This window comes from Anabaena sp. WFMT (genome assembly GCF_051781005.1).
Lineage (GTDB): Bacteria > Cyanobacteriota > Cyanobacteriia > Cyanobacteriales > Nostocaceae > Anabaena.
The window spans coordinates 85,076-105,103 of the sequence record NZ_JBPWOA010000024.1 but is presented as its reverse complement, the minus strand read 5'-3'; the positions used below and the strand labels follow the sequence as shown (position 1 = coordinate 105,103).

The following is a 20,028-nucleotide window of genomic DNA, read 5'->3' as shown; positions in this document are numbered from 1 at the left end:
TTATGAATTATCTTGCTGATCTGTTTTCTCTCGGTTAATACTTTCCTCTAAGGCTTGAATTTGTTCCCGACGGGCTTCTAATTCTAAGGAACGACGTGCTAAATCTTGGTTTTGCAAAGTTAATGCCTGTCGCCAATTTTCCGCTTGTTCTGCTTCTTTTTGTAAAAATTCTGGGGTAATGCCAGTTTTGAGATAAGTTTGCACTAGATAGACTATCCAACAAGTAGCATCTTCAATAACTTCTATGTCACCTGTAGAGGAAAGCTCAACTAACACCAGCACTTTTTCACTCATGGTATTTCCTTTTCCCAAGAGAATAAATGCCTCTTCAGAAATAATTGACCATAAATGTTCAGCTTCTTGACGTGCTAACAGGCGTAATTGATACTGGTCTAAAAAATCATTCTTACGTACTTGCGCTAAGTATAGCATTGTCGCTGCGTTCCCAATTCAAAATTTGGTGATTGGTAATTGGCTTCCGCCGTGAGCGTCAGCGTTCGACTGAGCGCTCACGCCGAACTCCGAACGGTAATTGGTAATTAGTAAATTTCTTTCTGTCACCTGTCACCGATTACCTATTACCTCTCTGTTATAAAGTAAGCAAGCGATCGCGCAAAATTTCCGCTTGTTTCTCAGCCTCTGTTAAAGCATCACGCACACCTTGAACTACATCTGCGGGAGCTTTATCCACAAACTTAGAATTACTCAGTCTAGCACGTAGGGATGTAGCTTCAGCTTCGGCTTTGCTGATACTTTTCTCTAGTTTGGCACGGAGAGCTTCAATATCTACCACACCTTTTAAGGGAATTACAACTTGGACAGTACCGACAACACCAGAAATAGAATTGTCTGATTCTTCGATTTGGGTAGATTCTGGCTGTGGTAGGTTTTGGGTATTTGTTTTGGGCAAATTTGCAAATAACTTTTGTCTACTTTCAGCATTGAGTATATTGTAGACAATAAACCAACCGGCATAACCAAGACCAACTGTTTCAAAGAAAGTGCCAAAAATGGGAAGACGCAATGAAGCATTCCCGACAATAATAGCAACTCTTAAAAAGACAAGTCCGACAATAATTAAGCCAATAGTTTTTAAGCCTTTAAAAACTGATTTCGTGACAACAGGTTGGCTTTCTTGTTCATCAATGGTCGTTTTGTCAGTAATAGTTAAAGTTTCCACCTTGGCCAAATCTTGAATATAAGACTGGCCAGCGTTGAGAATGAAGCGTTCATTGGCATTTTCACTCTGCAAATTAGCAGTGACTTTTACTCCAGGTTTAATGTCAGCTTCTGCTCGTAAATTACGAATTGTGCGAATAGTATTAATTAACAATTCAAACTGTTCTTCTAAAGCTTGGTCAATTAATTTTTCATCAGCTTCAGGATAGGGCTGTAAGGCTATAATTTGTGGATTTTCTGCTGGTTGCTGAGTCAGAGTTTGCCAAATCTCTTCAGTAATGTGAGGCATTAAGGGATGAAGTAATTTTAAAATTCCTTCAAGTATATAAGCAAGAATTTGCTGGGCAACTTTGCGAGATATGGGATCTGCATCTTTTTGTAATCTGGATTTTACTAATTCAATATACCAATCACAGAAATCACCCCAAATAAACTCATAAAGTCCTTTTGCTGCTTCCCCTAAACCGTAATTGTCGATATAATTAGTGGTTTGTTTAACTACTTGATGATAACGGGAAATAATCCATTTATCACTGAGTTCTGTCGGTTCAGGTTTACCCAATTGAGCTGGAGTTTGCCCATCCAAATTCATCATTACAAATCTGGCAGCATTCCATAACTTATTGGCAAAATTACGAGATGCTTCTACAGATGTTGATTCATCTTTTTTGCGGTCATATTCTAGACGAATATCTTGACCAGCACCTGCTACTTCTTTAATTAGGGTATAACGAAGAGCATCAGTACCATATTTGGCAATTAGCAATAATGGGTCAATGCCATTATTTGCCGATTTCGACATTTTCTTATTATTTTCATCCCTGACTAAGCCGTGAATGTAAACAGTTTTAAACGGCATTTGTCCGGTGAAATGTCCCGCCATCATCGTCATTCTCGCAACCCAGAAAAAGATGATATCAAAACCTGTAACTAAGGTGGCGTTGGGATAATAAGTCGCTAAATCAGGGGTTTGTTCTGGCCAGCCTAAAGTTGAAAATGGCCAAAGTCCAGAAGAAAACCAGGTATCTAAAACATCGGGGTCTTGTTCTAATTGGACATTTTCCCCAAATTGTGATTTGGCTTTTTCCCAAGCTTCAGCCTCATTGCGTGCTACAAAATGGGGTGTGGAGTCGGTAATTTGTCCACCGGTTTCGCTGACAGCATACCAAGCGGGGATTTGATGACCCCACCATAGTTGACGAGAAATACACCAGTCGCGCAGATTTACTAACCAGTCACGATAAACTTTTGTCCAGCGTTGGGGAACGAAATCTGGAGAATTTTGATTATCTAAAAATTCGAGAGTTTTGTCTGCAAGGGGGCGAATATTGACAAACCACTGGGTAGAAAGGAGAGGTTCAACAGGGACTTTTCCGCGATCGCTATAAGGTACTGTATGTTTATAATCTTCTATCTTTACCAGAACCCCATCTGCTTCTAGGCGAGAAATCACATTTTTCCTAGCCACAAAGCGGTCTTGACCTTGAAACTCCCCAGCATTTTCGTTCAGAGTACCGTCTTTATTCATAATATTGATAAACGGCAAATCATGACGTTTACCCATTTCAAAATCATTGGGGTCATGGGCTGGAGTCACTTTCACGCAACCCGTACCGAACGCAGGGTCAACCAACTTATCACCAATAATGGGGATTTCCCGGTTCATAATTGGTAAAGTCAAGGTTTTACCAATTAAATGTTTATACCTTTCATCTTCAGGATTAACCGCAACTGCTGTATCACCTAACATCGTTTCTGGTCGCGTTGTCGCCACTTCTACAAAACCAGAACCATCACTCAAGGGATAGCGGAAGTGCCAAAGATTACCATTTACTTCTTTTGGTTCCACTTCCAAATCAGACACCGCAGACTGAGAAGCAGGACACCAATTCACCAAATAATTACCGCGATAAATTAACTTTTCATCATACAGACGAATAAATGCTTCTAAAACAGCTTTCGATAAACCTTCATCTAAAGTGAAGCGTTCCCGTGTCCAGTCCACCGAAACACCCAAACGGCGCAGCTGATTCACAATTGTACCCCCAGATTCCGCTTTCCATTGCCAAGCGCGTTCTAGGAATTTTTCGCGTCCCAAGTCATAGCGAGTTTTACCTTCAGCCTTGAGTTGCTTTTCCAGAATGGTTTGCACAGCAATACTCGCGTGGTCAGTTCCGGGTAGCCAGAGGGTATTACGTCCTTTCATGCGATGGTAGCGCACGAGGGTATCAATCAACGCACTTTCAAAGGCGTGACCCATATGCAAACTGCCAGTCACGTTTGGGGGAGGAATGACGATACAGTAGGGTTCCCCCTTGTGGTTGGGGTCAGCTTTATAGACTTGGTTGTCTTCCCAGAATTTTTGCCATTTGGCTTCTGTGGAGAAGGGTTCGTACAGACTGGGGAGATTGGGAATAGTTGCGGTCATGCTGGGAATAATCAGTTTTTTAGGACTCTGATCAATTTTGCCACAGGGTTGGAGGAGGATTGTGGATTGGCTTCTATATTTTCAGCCCAACCTAATAGTAATTCTAGAATTTTAAAATTGGCTACTGACTGGAAATAGTGGAGAGTGCGATCGCTAGAGACCGTTAAAATAAAAATATTTATCCACATACAGCAGAATTCAGGAGTCAGCCCTATGGCTAACGCCACGCTACGCTATCGACTTGTCTTCGACACACTACGTGAACGCTCAGGACAAGGAGTCAGGAGTAAAACTAGCTTGGTGTCTAGGTTTCAATTTTGATTCTGTACCGTATGGCTACGCCACGCAAGCTATCGGAGTTCGGCGTTCGCGTAGCGTCCCGCAGGGAAGGCTCACTCGAGCCGCTGACGCTCACGGCGAAGCCTCATTAATCTGCAATCTGCTGTATTACAAAAATGTTGAATGCAGTAATAAAACTTTACATATAAAGACACTGGTATTCTATAAGTAGGTTAATTGTCAACATTTCATCAAGTAGTTGACTGAAATCACAGTCTCAAGCAAGTCAATTTTGGGTCTAAGTCAAATTGGCAAGGAAATGATAAATTCAGTTCCCTCATCTAGTGTAGAATTCACAACCACTGAACCGTTGTGTTTTTCTACCACAATAGACTGGGCGATCGCTAATCCTAAACCTGTGCCTTTACCGATACTTTTCGTAGTAAATAAATGGTCAAATATTTTTTCTTTGACTTCTTCAGTCATTCCCTGAGCATTATCAGCAATTGATATTTTTACTTGGTTATCTTCTACTGATGTTTTAACTATGATTTTGTTGTGATTTGCCTTAATATCCTCAAAAGTTCGCCTGTTATTTGCTTCTTCTAAAGCATCAATGGCATTTGCCAGAATATTCATAAATACTTGATTTAATTGACCCGGAAAGCACTCAATCTTAGGTATCTTACCGTACTCCGTAAATACCTCAATTGCCGGACGTTTTTCGTTGGCTTTAAGACGGTGCTTGAGAATTAAAATTGTGCTATCGATACCTTCATGTAAATTAAAAGGTTGTTTATAATCTCGATCTGCTCTAGAGAAAGTTCTTAAGCTATTGCTAATATTTTCAATGCGATCGCAAGCCACTATCATCGAGTCAATCATTTTGGATATGTCTTCTGTGCAATAATCCAAATCAATTTCTTCGGCATGGTTGATAATTTCTTGGCTGGGACTTGGTAAGCTTTCTTGATAAAGCCTCAAGTGTTCAATAATATCGCCAACATTTGATTTCGCTTGTTTGAGGGTAGCAGAAATAAACCCTAGGGGATTATTCATTTCGTGAGCTATGCCGGCGACCAAATTACCCAGTGCGGACATTTTCTCACTTTGAATCATTTGCAATTGGGTATTTTGTAGCTGCTGTAGAGATTTGGTCAATTCTGCGGTGCGCTCCTCTACCTGTTGTTCTAAAGTCCGAGTCAGATGGGATAGTTTCAGGTGTAGTTTTAATCGGGCAATAACTTCTGCTTGTTGAAATGGTTTGGTAACATAATCAACTGCACCAATTTCTAATCCTTTGACTTTATCTGTAGCATCAGACAATGCTGTCATAAAAATAACTGGAATATTCTGGGTAATTGAATTAGCTTTTAACCTCCGACAAGTTTCAAAGCCATCAATCCCAGGCATCATTACATCAAGAATAATTAAATCTGGGTTAGCATATTCTGCTTGTTCGATGGCTGACTCTCCATCATTTGCCATCAGAGCTTTCCAACCATATCCCTGAATCGCTTCTGATAGCACTTTGAGATTATTCGGATTATCATCTACTAAAAGAATATACATTGGTTTGGAGAGAAGATTGTCACTCATTTTACTGTTTCCTCAGCTACTAAAGATTTAATTAATTTACGTATTTTTGCAGTTTGGAAACTGTCAGTAAGTTTAGTTAACTCAGTGGCAAAGGAAACTAGTTGATTATTTTGCTCTACTTGGGTTTTTAATATTTCTTCTATTCCCGATATATCCCCCATCATTGCTAAGTGATACAGTTGTTGCAAGACCTCCTGAGATGGCAACATTAATTCACCATTGAGAGGAGTCTGTTTTGGTGGCTGTAGAGATTGTTTGCTAGATTCTGCATAAGTCCAATCAACTTTTAGCAGCGATTGCAAGGCATTAAGCAGTTCATCTCTCTGGAGGGGTTTCGGTATAAACGCGGCTGCACCTGCCTGTAAACTTTTCTGGCGATTTGATTCAAAGACGTTAGCGCTGGAAACAATAATGGGAATATTATGGGTTGGCAGATTTTCTTGCAGGTGAACCATGAACTCAAAGCCATTCATGTTGGGCATAGCTATATCAAGCAAAATCATATCAGGTGGGCTGTCACTAACTAATTGCAAACCTTGTTTTCCATCGCTGGCTTCTTGAATGCGACAGCCAATTTCTTGTAGCAAGCTGGTTAATATGAAACGATGGTTTGCATCATCATCAATAATGAGAATTTGAGGTGTATTACCTTGAATGCCAATAATTTTTTCTTGGTTTGATGTGTTTCCTTTTAAATGCCAATCCTGTTTGAGGGATGCTGGAACTGTTATATCTAGCCAAAAAATGCTTCCTTCACCTGGACTACTTTGTACTTTAATTTGGCTGCCAATCAATCCGGCAATTCTTTGGCTGATGGTCAATCCCAAACCAGTACCTTCAGAACGCTGTCCTAGATCACCTACTTGCTCAAAAGGCAAAAAGATTTTTTCGAGCTGGTCAGGTGACATCCCGACTCCTGTATCTTCTACTTGGAAGCGAATTTTTGCAGTTGGGGATTGAGCAGATTCAAGATTGGTTTCTAGTAGCTCGACTTTAAACGTGACACTACCTCTATCTGTAAATTTAATGGCATTGCCTAGCAAATTTATTAATACTTGTCGCAATCGCTTTTCATCGGTTTCAATGGTAGATGGTAAGCGATCGCTAATTAAAATATTAAAGCGAATCTCTTTCTGCTCGGCTCGGACACCACAAATTTCTGTTACGCCATGCAGAAAACTTGGCAAATCTAGGCTATTGGTGACTAATTCGAGTTTGCGAGCTTCAATCTTCGACAAATCGAGAATATCATTAATTAACATCAACAGATGGGAACCACATTGATGGATAATGCTGATTCCGTCGCGGTTTTTCTCGGTTAAGTTGGGTGCTTGGGCTAATAGCTGGGCAAAACCTAAAATACCATTGAGTGGGGTGCGTAGCTCATGGCTCATATTGGCCAGAAACTCACTTTTTGCATGGTTAGCAGCATCAGCAGCTTGCTTTGCTTCCAAAAGTTCGTGAGTTCGTTCTTCGACTTTTGTTTCTAGGGTTTTGGAATAATCTAATAGCTGACTATTAGCAATTTCTAGTTGGTGATTTGTTTGTTCTAACTTCTGCTGTTTATAGGCATTGGTTGTTGCAACTACACTGCCGATAAATGCAGCTAAGGCAGGTGTGACTGGAATCAGCAGGCCAACCAAAAACATTCCATAAGCACTTGCCATCAATGTTGTACTGATAACTACAGTTGCCCACAGAATTTTACCCCCTGGAATCCATTTTCCTGTACGCGCACTAGCTAACCACCAACTACCTGTAGAACCAATTACAGTCCACAAAATAATCCATAACAAGAAAACATTACCTGGTACACCGTGGAGGCTGGTTTTTCCTGTTTTTGCCCCTCGCACTAGTTGGAGAGCAATATTGGCGTGAACAACGACACCAGGAGTTGGTTTTTGGGCAGAAATCAAGGTAGAACTGAAGGGTGTGCTAAAGAAATCATTGGTACTAGTGGCAGTTGATCCAATAAACACCATGCGATCGCGCATCAAGTTGGCTGGAATTTTTCCGGCTAATAGATCACGCATGGCAACTGTCCGAAATGCTGCTTCTGAACCATGCCAGTTGAGCAGAATTTGATAACCCCCAACATCGGCATCACTATAGCCTGCTTCTTGATTACTCAGTGGTTTGTAAATTGCCTTACCCAATTGAAACTTCTGCTGCTTTTCGTCAATAGATTCTAAGGTGATCTTTTCAAATTCCAGATACTTGAGGGCGACAAGGGTTCCTAGCCCCGCTTTGATTTTGCCACCTTCTTTTTCATCTTTAGCTGTGAGGAGGGCGCGACGCACATGGCGATCGCTATCTAGAACCGAATCAGCTAATCCCACTTGGTCATTTTTTTTTAGTTCTGCTGGGGGGTTGACACGCTCACCAATAATTTTTTCCACTCCTATCAAATTGGGAGTAGTGCGAAAAATTTGTACAAGTTGCTCATGTCCTGTCCCCTCTGGCAAATCTCGATACAAATCTAACCCGATGGCACGGGGTTGTTGTGACCGGATTTTTTCGAGTAATTCTGCTAGAGACCAATCTGGAACAGGCCATTTCCCTACAGATTGAATATCGCGTTCATCTATGGTGATGATTACTATCTCATCAGCAATTTTTTCTGGCAGAGCTTGGCGCATCCATTCATCGCGAAGTTTCCACTCAGGTAAATTGAAAAGTCCCAAAGATTGCCCGATCATCACCGTCAGGGCAATACTAGGAGTAATAATTAAAACGCTGCGAGTGCGTTGGATGAAAGCTTGGAATTTGCGCCACATAATTACGCTACACGCTGAAATAATAATAATATTTGGGTGGGCTGAATGCTCTAAACACCTGTGGAGAAATTATCAGAAGATTGTTGAAGCAGGAATCACACGACTCAAAGTCATGTGAGATTCAATAGCCTTGATCAGGCATTGACCCACCAATACGTGTCTATAACTAGTTTCAATACAGTTCAGTAAAGGACGATTGCGGTAATATTTTGGTCTGAACTGAACTGTATTGAACTTGATCTAATTTTCTAGTTGACAGATGCTAATGGAGCTTTTACAATCTCCTTCAAGTTCACCGAAGAAAGAAGTTCTTCCCATTGTTTGGTTATACTTGGGTTATTGGGTTGGGCAGCTTGTAAGGTAGCTAGTGTTGCTACACAGTCATACCACACTCCATTTGTACCGAAAGCAGTTGCCAGCTTCATAAAATCTTTTTGTTGCATTGCCGTTGTCAATTCAGCACTTGGTTGGATGCGTTGAATCCAACCATCGACATAAGGTGTACTGGGGCTGAGTTGTCCATTCACTTTGAGAGCTAGAATCCATTGGTAGTTCTTACCAACAACTAAAGCGGGTGCATCCGCAGGCAATTTGAAGGCAATTACCCCAGATTTTTTAGCAACTGGGATAGTGGTGTTGTAATACATATTACCAGATTCATCCTTCAGGCTGAATACAGCTTCTAAGGCATTAGAAGCAGGTAAATGCACCATTATCGTAGGGCGTTCAGACACTGTTGTGCCATAGAAGCTTTGGGGTAGAAGTGCAATTAAGGCTGCTGGAGTAGATGCTGCGACACTCGAAGGATTCAAGTAGTAAATACCAACGCGGGAAGCACCACCATTTGCCTGTTGGGGAGCGCCGTTACCTTTAGCAGGGGTAAACAAATTGCCTCTGGAAGCCCCGCCACTTGCCTGTTGGGGAGCGCCGTTACCTTTAGCAGGGGTAAATAAATTGCCTCTGGAAGCTCCTCCCATTGCTTGACGAGGAGCGCTATTACCTTGCTTCGGGGTAAATAAATTGCCTCTGGAAGCTCCTCCTGTTGCTTGACTAGGGGTGCTATTTCTGGCAGGGGGGGTAAATAAATTACCTCTGGAAGCTCCTCCCGTTGCTTGGCTAGGAGAGCCATTTCTGGCAGGGGGAGTAAATTTTACAGCATAGGCACTAGTCCATATACTGCTAGCCAAAAGAGCGATCGCGCTCAATGTACTAACTAAATATCGACGTTTCATGATGTTTCTCCGTCCCTAAATAGGGTATATATTAGCTTTTATAAACGAATATGGAGAAAAATACTATAAAGGAAATATATTTTTATCACAATTTTTACTGGTAACACGTAGTTAATTCCAATTTCCAACTAGAACAAAAGTAGACCAAAAGAATGGATCGTGAAAATCTGTTTTCCGAATCAAGTTTATTTGTGCTTGACGCAATGCTTCGGCTTTAGTAATTTTTGGTTGTCGCAGTTGTTCATAAAAGCGAGTCATCAGTATTTCTGCGGCTTTATCTTTGACTGGCCAAAGGGTGGCAATGGTAGAACGGGCCCCAGATTTAACAGCTAACCCGGCTAGACCTAGAACGGCACGATCATCTCCGGTGGCAGTATCACAGGCGCTTAGTACCAGTAATTCAATTGCTTTTGATGAATCTCCACCACGATTTTTGAGGAGTTCTGACAATTCCTGGACATTAATGCGTCCATCCCAGGTAAGTAAGTAGGTATCTTCAAGACGGGAGCTAAATTGTCCGTGGGTTGCCAGGTGAACAACATCAATATTAGCGGACTTAATGCTATCACCAAGGGCTTTATTGGTAAATTCTTGGTTGAGTAAAAGCTGAGACTGTATTGAGCGGGATATTTGCTTGACTTCGGATTCCACCGCAGGCAAGGCAGCAAAACCAGCGCGAGACTTGCTAATACCGCCAACGATCGCATTAATTTTGTTTTGCTGGAGTGGATGAGCCGCCATGAGTTGCAATCCTGGCGACAGGGCAATGGCATATTTTTCAATCAAATATTGCTTGCCATCATACAAAGCTGCCATGGGAATGTTACGCAACTTTCCATCCAAAACAAATACTAATGTTTTAGTATCTTGAAAAGCTTGTTCCTGTTCTGCTGGACGAATCAGCCAGTCATAAATTTGTTCGGTAAATTTTTGCCGCTCTTTAGAATCGGAAACCGGGTTGAGGGAAACGAACAAATTATTCAGAGTTTGCTCAATTTCTACCTGAGATTTGTGAGTAACATAGTAACGCAGAGGTTTGCCGGTTTGGGAAAGAATTACTGCCAGGCGATCGCTTAAGATAATTGGGTAAATAACCGTTGCTGTGGGATCAACTTTGTCAATCTGCTGCGCTTTATCTAAACAAGCTTCCCGGAAAAAGTTATCGAGTTCAGCGACTTGCAATGATTCAATTAATTCACGAGCTTGCATTAATGCCGCCTGTGTTGGTTGTTCATCCAGAAGTAACCCCACCAGTTCCCGATATACAGGCTCTACACTTTCGCGGAAAGAAAATTGGACATCTGGGTTAACGGCAACCATATCTCCGCGCAGTGCCTTTAATGATTTAACTGCTTCTGTATAGGCTGTAATTGCTGCCGATTTATTACCCTGTCGCTTATATAACTGTCCTACCTGCCATGCCGATTGAGCAATGATATCGTCAGCTTGGAGTTGACGGGCGATATTGAGGGATTGATCAGCTAATTTCTTGGACTCAGACCATTGTTGTGTGCGGTTGTAAAGTTTTCCCCACTGGTATAGCGCGTGTGCTTCTGCGGGAGCATCCTGAATTTTTTGGGCAGATTTCACTGTAACTGCCATGAGTTGTGCTAAGTCTTTGTTTGGTAAAACTTCGTCGGGTTTTGCCAATTTATTGAGGGTAGCAACAAAATTAATCGCTGCATAAAGAGAATCGTGACTGGGTGGTATTTCTGCCAGTTGTTGTCGCAATTGAGGAGCGAGGGGAATTGCATATTCCAGTTTGTCGTAATCGATCAACAATTTGAACTGAGCCAAACGTGCTTGCAACTCTTCATTAGGATTAGTAGCAGCTTTTTGGGCATCTTCAAAGTAATTTAATGCCGTTTCTGGGTCTTGCAAATGTGAGGCATTTTTTCCTAGACTCGAAAGGATAGAACTTAATTGGGTTTTCGCTTGAATTTTATTTGCTATATCTAAACTTTGTTCTAAAACTTGCTGGCTTTTGCCATCACCGATTGCTTGTAAAGCCCAACCCAGCGATCGCAATCCACTAACTTTGACTTCCGAATCTGGCATTGCTGCCAATTTTTGCGTTATTGTTTCTAGCTGTTGTCTCGAACGACGGTAAAATCCCAAACTTTGTAAAGCTTGTGCTTGGTTAATTTGACTACCTAGACTGCCTATTGTATCGCCAGCCTGCTCATAATATTTTTGCGCTTGTTGCCAGTTTTCGATGGCAGTTTCAGCCTTACCAGTACGCAACTGCAAATTTGCTTGGGTATTCAGTGTTTGCGCCCAGATAATTGCATCAGCAGCAGGTTTAGCGCTTTGCAAAATTTTGAGACTTTGCTCAATAGAATTTTGGGCTGGTTCCCACTGGTTCAGTTCCTGCTGTGCCAAGGAAAGATAACTCAAACTCAAAGCTTCGTTTAAGCGATCGCCTTGTGTTTGATATTGTTGCGCTGCTGTTTGCCAAGCCGTCACAGCTTCTGTCAAACGTCCTGCACGATAGAGATTCCGTCCCTGTTCTAGCCCGTTAGTAGGTTGGGAAACAGAGATAATCGGTGTTGTTACTGTTGGAGATGCTTTAACATCTGTACCGATAAATACTAACAGTAAACTTAAAATACTTAAGCCGACATACAGCCAACGAGTTTGTTTAATTCGGAAAGCCATAGTTAATTACTTATGATTGAGCAATTTGTGCGATGATTGGTCACAGTACAAGTGTTTAAATAATCACTATTATTTATAGTACCCAACTTATGATCAAATCTATCGGTTGATGAGCGATCGCTTTGTTCAGGAGTACTGAATACCGAGTAACACCATAAATAAATCTAGGGCATTGAAGTCAGGACTCATTTAATTCCCGAAAAGTAATCATTTCTAACACTAAATTGTGGAAATTTAGGAAAATTAACTTTTGGAAACGGCAGCACAAGTTGAGTATGATGGCAGATGAGCAGGAGATTTAGCTGCGATTAACTCAATTTTGCCATTAGCATTACGTCGCCAACCTATAGCTTGGACAAGCACCTCTGAAGATTGGGGTATTTGAGCTTGTGCTTCCTCTGTTTGACGGTATGCAGAGATATCGCGGATATCAGACCAAGTGCTTAGGTGTATCCCGTCGTAGACATCGCGCCCTGCTTGTTGATTGGGATTTTGCGGTATTCCACCCCTGCCGGTAGCCACAAAACTACTACTACTAGTATCAGAACAACCTGTAGCTATTTGTTGCGATGAGTCAGTAACATTCTCTGGCAATTCCACTAAACCAGAATTGGGATCAACACCGATGTTATTAATTTGAACCGTGCCACTGACATTAAATTGCGAGCTAGCAGTCACATCATTGCTAGGAACTTCTCTAGGACTGAGGAGATTACGGTACTCTAGACCCATAATTCCCTGAGTTGCAATTTGAATATTGCCACCTCTTCCTTTAACTGCATTGGCAATAATGTCACTGTTTTCTAAACCGACAATGATCGGGGCATTGATAGTAATATTGCCGCTATTACCGCTGCCACCAGCTTCTGCATTAATAAAACTACCATGACGCATAAGTAGCAGATCCCGCAGTTGTAAATTAGTGTTACCACCTTCACCTGCCGTTGTGGATGCTGAAATACTTGCCCCATTGTCTAGTCGTAAGGTATTCGCATTAATGTTCAGGATGCCAGCTTCACCGGAGCCAGTATTTTTGATAAACACCGTTGCACCATTACTGATATTCAGAACTGGGGTGTTAATCGTGGTGCTACCAGAATTAGCGTTAGAAAATCCAAAAACAGGAATAACGGCCGTACCAATATAGCTGGGATTTTGAGAATTTTTTACACCACTCACATCAATCGACTCAGACGCGTTGATAGTCAGTGAACCCGCATCTCCTAAAATTATGCTAGAAGCAGACACTCTACCGCCAGCTTGAACCGAAAGTGTACGGGTATCAATTTTCAAATTCCCTGCATTACCAAACCCGAATGTGGCAGTAGACAACAGACTAAAATAAAGACCGTTTGGCGCTCCCTCAGATGTCACCTGAATCGTATCTGCCTTCACTACAACATCGCCGCCATTGCCTAAAGCATAGGGTCTTGCTGCCACATTAGCGCCAGCTAAAATAGACAGATTTTGAGTGGAGATGGCAATATTTCCACCTTCCCCAGTCCCAAAGGAAGCAGCGAATATCTGGCTGACTGCGCGAAAAGGAGAAGGATCGCCAAATGCAAAACCGTTGACCCGCATTTGATCAGTATTAAGTGCAATGTTGCCACCTGGTGCTGCGCTAAAAGTACGGTTTAAGATATAGCCACCTTGATCAATATTCAATCGTGGAGTGGTAATGATAATATTCCCTGCTGCGCCGGAGGATATAGTTTCATTAACTAAACTGCTAGAACTATTAAAATCAGGAGACTTGCCGATGATATCGAGGGACTCTGTGGCATTGATGGCAATATTACCAGCAGTTTGATTGCTACGATTTTGTACTAATATCAGCGAACCATCTCGGATACTGACCTGTTTCCCCTGAATTTGGATGTCTCCTCCACTTTTCCCAGTGGAGTCGCGTGTAGATGCTAAAGCTCGTTGAGTTATCTGAATATCGCCAAAACTTGAAGGATGGGGATAACCTAGGCTGAATCCTTGAGGGATGGAATTGAGGACGACGCTTGAGCTAGTGATACTACCCAGTTCTATTCGTCCTCCCGGTGCCCAGAGCAATCCTCCTTCTAAGGCAATATTTCCACCCACCAATGCTAGGGTTTTTTCAGGTTGCAACTGCAATCCTTTTGTACCCAGGTTCGGTTCAGAGACTGGAAGCGATATGCCTATTTGGGCATCGTGTCCGGACCCTCGAACGGTAATTGCACCAGGATTACTGCCCATCTGCAAACCCACAGGTACACTCATAGTCAGCAAAGAATTTGTGTTCGCGTTAACAGCACTAAATTCAACTCCATCGCTAAACGTAATACTATTGGCTGTCGTCCCCACAAATGAGCCGCCAATATTCAACTGAGCGTTTTCTCCAAATATAATTCCGTTGGGATTTATCAAAAATAAACTGGCAGGATGATTACCGTTGAGGGTTTGAATCAAGCCATCAATATGGGAAACATTTCCACCTGTAACCCGACTAAATATAGTTTTAATATTCGGCGTATTGGTTAAATCAAAGCTGGCAGAACCACCAGTAGGTACAGAGAAATTACTAAAACTATGAAATAAATTATTACCTTTTTCTATACCATTGAGAATATTGAAATTATTACCACTTGGGTTGACAAGGGTGTTTGTAGTACCATCTGATGTTACTTGAGCATTTGCATTTGCAGGGAAAATCATCCCACCTATCAAGATTCCACTCATTAAACCCAAATACACAGCAGTTAACTTCATCTACCCCATCTCCATTTAGACTTGTACCTTATGATGCCCAAAAATTAGTTTTTAGTAACCGCAGCGCAAGTCAATAATTGTGGTATTGGTGCAATAAATTTATTTGCAACTAATTCAATTTTCCCTTTTGCATTACGTCGCCAGGAAGCTGCTTGCACTAAAGATGCTGGAATTTCTGATATTTTGGCTGTGACTGGGCTAGTTTTATGTTGGAATGCGGAGATATCGCGAACATCAGACCAAGTCAGATCGCTCCTCACATCCTGAGTGGGATTTTGTGGTATTCCTCCTCTTCCTGTAGCGACAAAACTACTACCACTTGTATCTGCACAACCTGCGGCAATTTGTTGAGATGAATCTACTAAGTTTGCAGGTAGTTCAATTAAGCCAGAATTGGGGTCAACACCAATATTATTAACATCCACCGTACCACTGACTCCAAATTGGGAACTGGCTGTGATGTCATTTTCTAGGGTGAGTTGATTGCGAAATTGTAACCCGAATATACCTTGGGTAGTAATGTTGATATTGCCACCATTTCCTTGAACAGCATTGGCGATGATATCGCTGTTTTCTAAACCGGCGATGATAGGAGAATTGATCGTGATGTTACCACCGTTACCAGTTCCTTGAGCTTCTGTAGAAATGAGGCTGTTATTTCGTAGAATCAAGTCAGATTGTAGATTCAAGTTGATATTTCCACCTTCCCCAGAAGCAGTATTGGCAATTAATTTACCTTGGTTATTGAGTCGTAAAGAGTTCGTATTTATAGTTAAATTACCTCCATTACCCAATCCTTGATTATTAACAGCAACTTGTCCTCCATTCTCTATTTGCAATTTAGGAGTATTAATGGTTACACTGCCAGAATTTCCACTAGGGATATCTGGAAGTCTAAATGCTTGACGCAAAGTTGTCGGTAAAATTGGAGCTGCTGCGCTAATACTGCCATTACTTAATTCTATTGATTCAGAAGCATTAATGGTGAGGTTGCCACCAGCACCACTATTTAAAGTTGCAGCAGAAACAGATCCATTATTGTCTAGAATCAGCCTGGATGTATTTATATTTAAATAACCACCATTACCTTGGCCAAATACAGATGAACTAATATTAGCAGGAGCTAAAGTTATTGGATATATACCCTTAACTTCTATATTTCTGGAAACATTCACATTTACATTTCCGGTATCCCCTTTTCCAAAATTGTTAGAAATAATTAAGCCTCCATCTGTAATTGTTAGGTTCGACGCAGTGATATTCATATTGCCAGATTGCCCAGAGCCAAAGGTAGGTGTAGCAATTCCACTAGTAGCAATCGGATTTAGCGGTGATACACGATTAATTTGAATATCTCTGGCAATATTTACATTAATATTACCTCCAGAGTCGAAACCATAAGTTCTTGCTAGGATAATACCTCCATCATTGAGGAGTAAATCTCCAGCAGAAACATCAATATCAGCACCTTTCCCTTTCCCCAGAGTTTCAGTCATCAAGCGACTAGAAATAACCCCTGTCACAATTCCTAAATCCGGTGCTGTCCTCACATCTCCAGAAAGGTCTAAAGAACCTGTTCCCCGAACGCGAATACTATTTGGTGCTTGGCTTCCCGTGGTTTGAATCAAGGCAGCAGAACCATCTTTGAGACTAATATTTTGCCCTTGCAATTGAATCCCACGACTGTTTAAGCCACTGGCATCGACTAAAGACTGATTTACAAGTTGGATATCTCCAAAACTTTCAATATTTGCATAATCTAACTGCAAGTTTGAGGATGTGTCATTAATAATATTAACTGTACCTGCTTTGACTGCACCTAACTCAATCCTGCCATTTTCAGCAGTTAAAACACCACCTGACAAATTCAGATTTTGTCCAACTAATGCGATCGCTTTTCCGGAATTCACCTCTAAGGTTGATTGGGTATTATCCCGAATTACAGGGGTCAATGCTCCTCCTGTCAATTGATGTCCACTTCCCTGTCCTTGAATGTCTCCTGGATTCTGCCCCATCTGCAATCCCACAGGTACACTCATGGTCAACAACGGTGTCCCCGTCGAATTCACTGCACTAAATTCCGTCCCATCTGCAAACTTAATACTCTCAGCAGTTGTTCCTACAAACGAGCCACCAATATTTAAGCTGGCATTTTCACCAAATACAATTCCGTTGGGATTCATCAAAAATAAACTGGCAGGATGATTACCGTTGAGGGTTTGAATCAAGCCATCAATATGGGAAACATTTCCACCTGTAACCCGACTAAATATAGTTGTAATATTCGGCGTATTGGTTAAATCAAAGCTGGCAGAAGCACCTGTAGGTATAGAGAAATTACTGAAGCTATGGAATAAGTTATTACCTTTTTCCATGCCGTTAAGAATAGTAAAATCATTCCCAACTGTGTTGACATTGGTGTTAGTAGTACCATCAGATATCACTTGAGCGATACCTGCGGTCGGCTTCGCCATCGCACCGAGACTCCAAAGAAGTATCGCTGTGAGCATGATCCCTGGAGTTAATAACCCAGTTGTGAAGACCAATAATGATGGTACAACTCTCATGACTAAAAATTTCCTTGACTTGATTTCAACTTATAGTTCCCTAAATTGAAGTTTGAATAACATGGTTAACTTTTAGGAACGGCAGCACAAGTTAATGATTGTTGCACCTGAATGGGAGATTTATCGGCAATTAACTCAATTTTGCCGATCGCATTACGATGCCAAGAAGTAGCTGAGATCAGAGATTTGGTCGATGGGGGTATTTGGGCTGTAACTGCGCTATTTCCACGATATGCAGAGATATCACGGATATCAGACCAAGAGCCTAGGCGTAGCCAGTCGTAGATATCGCCCCTCGTCTGTTGATTGGGATTTTGGGGTATTCCCCCTCGTCCTGTGGCGATAAAACTACTACCACTCGTGTCTGCACATCCTGTAGCTATTTGTTGGGATGGATCAGTAACATTTGCTGGTAGTTCGACTAAACCCGAACTGGGATTAACACCGATAGTATTGACTTGAACTGTACCATTGACTCCAAATTGAGAACTGGCTGTGATATCGTTTTCTGCGGTGAGTTGGGAACGATATTCTAGACCAGAAATACCCTGAGTGGTAATTTCAATATTTCCACCTTTGCCATTGACGGCATTGGCAATAATATCACTGTTTTCTAAACCTACAATGATGGGTGAATTAATGATGATATTGCCACTATTGCCAGTACCACCAGCTTCAGCATTGATGAAACTGCCATAACGCATGAGCAAGAGTTCGCTCAGTTGCAGGTTGATATTACCACCTTCGCCTACTTTTGTGGAGGATGAAAGACTACCACCATTATCAAGATGTAAGATATCTGCATTAATTGTTAAAGTGCCAGCATCACCTATAAGTTGGTTTTGGGTAAATACTTTTCCCTGATTGCGAACAGTTAATTTTGGAGTATTGATGGTGACGCTACCAGCGTTGGCAGTAGAGTTGCTATTATTACTAATACCGGAAGCTGTTCTCATAAAGAATAAACGGGCGATCGCTCCAATATAACTGGGGTTTTGTGGGTCTTTTATCCCACTTACGTCGATTGACTCAGAGGCATTAATCATCAGGTTGCCAGCATTGCCAAAATTCACGGTAGAAACTGAAACTAAACCCCCATCTTCAATCGACAGTGTGCGGGTATCAAGCTGAAGATTGCCAGCATTCCCCGAAGCAAAGGTATTAGCTGATAAAAGACTAATCAATAAAGGCCCAGGACGGGTATTCAAACTTGATATCTGAACAGTATCAGCACTGATTTTGACGTTACCACCATTACCAGTGGAAAAGCTTCTAGTACCGACATTGCCACCACCAAAAATTGACAGGCGATCAGTAGAAAGTAATAAATCTCCACCTTGACCACTTCCATAAGTTGCAGCTAGCAGCACGCCAAATATCGGTGCAAAAGAAGGATTAGCAGGTTCAATCCCACCTACGGACACTTCATTTGCTTTGACTACAACATTACCACTGGGTGCTGAACTATAGGTACGGTCAAGAACAATCGCACCTCGATCAATAGTGAGTTTAGGGGTTGTAATGACAATATTTCCGGCTGCTCCCGCTTGCAGAGTTTCATTGACTATACCACTGGAACTTTGAAAGTCTGGGGTCATCCCAATTACTTGCAGGGATTCTGTGGCATTGATGGTAATATCACCCGCAGTCTGGCTACCTAGATTTTGTACTACCACCAAAGAACCATCCTGAATATTGATCTGTTTTCCTTGAATTTGAATTGACCCTGGAGTTGTGCCGCGAACAGATGCTACAGCACGTTGGCTCATCTGAATATCACCAAAGCTATAGTTGTCATCAGGATAGCTCAGGGTTAATGCTTGAGAATTTACATTGATATTTACATTGCCTTGATTGACGCTTCCCAGTTCAATTCGTCCTCCTGGTGCAGAAAGAAAGCTACCATTGAGGACAAGATTACCACCCACCAGAGCTAGTGTTTTTCCAGATGGCAACTGCAACCCATTGGAACTGGCTAATCCCGAAATAGGAAATAAGCCATTTGATATGTTATTGTTGCCTCTGGCCTCAACAGAAATGGTTCTCGGATTACCACCAAACTGTAGCCCAATCGGGACACTCATAGTCAGCAAAGGAGTAGCATTGGTGTTAACTCCGCTAAACTCTGTGCCATCAGCAAACTTAATACTATTCGCAGTTGTACCCACAAAGGAACCACCAATATTCAAACTGGCATTTTGTCCAAAAATTATCCCGGCAGGATTGAGCAAAAATAAATTAGCACTACCATTGGCTTGAATTAAACCATCAATATGGGAAACACTACCGCCAGTCACACGACTAAAAATGTTTTGGATATCTGTGGCATGATCGAAGACTGCCGAGCCGTTACTGGGAACAGAGAATTGGCTGAAGCTATGAAATAAATTATTGCCGACACGAGTGCCATTGGTGATTGTGTAATTATTACTGCCTGTCACAGTAGTATTGAGAATGCCATCGGGAATTACTTGCGCGTAAACACTACTGTTGTAAATAGCAGATATTAAGATTGCACCAATGAAGCCAAAGCCAGCAAAAGTTACTTTCATGAACCGATTCGTAATTAT

At 41.7% G+C, this 20,028-nt stretch carries 9 protein-coding genes; all 9 read right to left on the bottom strand.

The window, feature by feature from the left end:
• The 9 genes from ACSQ6I_RS16075 to ACSQ6I_RS16035 all read right to left on the bottom strand — a co-directional run bounded on the left by ACSQ6I_RS16075 (window position 1) and on the right by ACSQ6I_RS16035 (window position 20,010).
• Window positions 1–432: a hypothetical protein gene (locus ACSQ6I_RS16075; protein ID WP_438891306.1), complete on the bottom strand. Its 432-nt coding sequence runs from the start codon at window positions 430–432 to the stop codon at window positions 1–3.
• Between the two features lie 157 nt (window positions 433–589).
• Window positions 590–3,607, bottom strand: coding sequence for a valine--tRNA ligase (locus ACSQ6I_RS16070; protein ID WP_438891305.1), 3,018 nt, complete (start codon window positions 3,605–3,607; stop codon window positions 590–592).
• 582 nt (window positions 3,608–4,189) lie between these two features.
• Window positions 4,190–5,485 carry a hybrid sensor histidine kinase/response regulator gene (locus ACSQ6I_RS16065; protein ID WP_438891304.1) on the bottom strand — a complete coding sequence of 432 codons (1,296 nt, stop codon included), beginning with the start codon at window positions 5,483–5,485 and terminating at the stop codon, window positions 4,190–4,192.
• Entirely contained in the window at window positions 5,482–8,262 is a 2,781-nt protein-coding gene (locus ACSQ6I_RS16060; RefSeq protein WP_438891303.1) for a CHASE2 domain-containing protein, read from the bottom strand. The genes ACSQ6I_RS16065 and ACSQ6I_RS16060 overlap by 4 nt, the downstream gene beginning before the upstream one ends.
• A gap of 248 nt (window positions 8,263–8,510) precedes the next feature.
• A complete protein-coding gene (locus tag ACSQ6I_RS16055; protein ID WP_438891302.1) occupies window positions 8,511–9,494 on the bottom strand; it encodes a DUF928 domain-containing protein in 984 nt (327 codons plus the stop codon).
• Window positions 9,495–9,605: 111 nt separating this feature from the next.
• A complete protein-coding gene (locus tag ACSQ6I_RS16050) occupies window positions 9,606–12,152 on the bottom strand; it encodes a CHAT domain-containing protein (protein WP_438891301.1) in 2,547 nt (848 codons plus the stop codon).
• 243 nt (window positions 12,153–12,395) lie between these two features.
• Window positions 12,396–14,891: a two-partner secretion domain-containing protein gene (locus ACSQ6I_RS16045; protein WP_438891300.1), complete on the bottom strand. Its 2,496-nt coding sequence runs from the start codon at window positions 14,889–14,891 to the stop codon at window positions 12,396–12,398.
• A 44-nt stretch (window positions 14,892–14,935) separates the two neighbouring features.
• Entirely contained in the window at window positions 14,936–17,458 is a 2,523-nt protein-coding gene (locus tag ACSQ6I_RS16040; protein ID WP_438891299.1) for a two-partner secretion domain-containing protein, read from the bottom strand.
• Between the two features lie 65 nt (window positions 17,459–17,523).
• Window positions 17,524–20,010: a two-partner secretion domain-containing protein gene (locus ACSQ6I_RS16035; RefSeq protein WP_438891298.1), complete on the bottom strand. Its 2,487-nt coding sequence runs from the start codon at window positions 20,008–20,010 to the stop codon at window positions 17,524–17,526.
• Window positions 20,011–20,028: the final 18 nt, after the last annotated feature.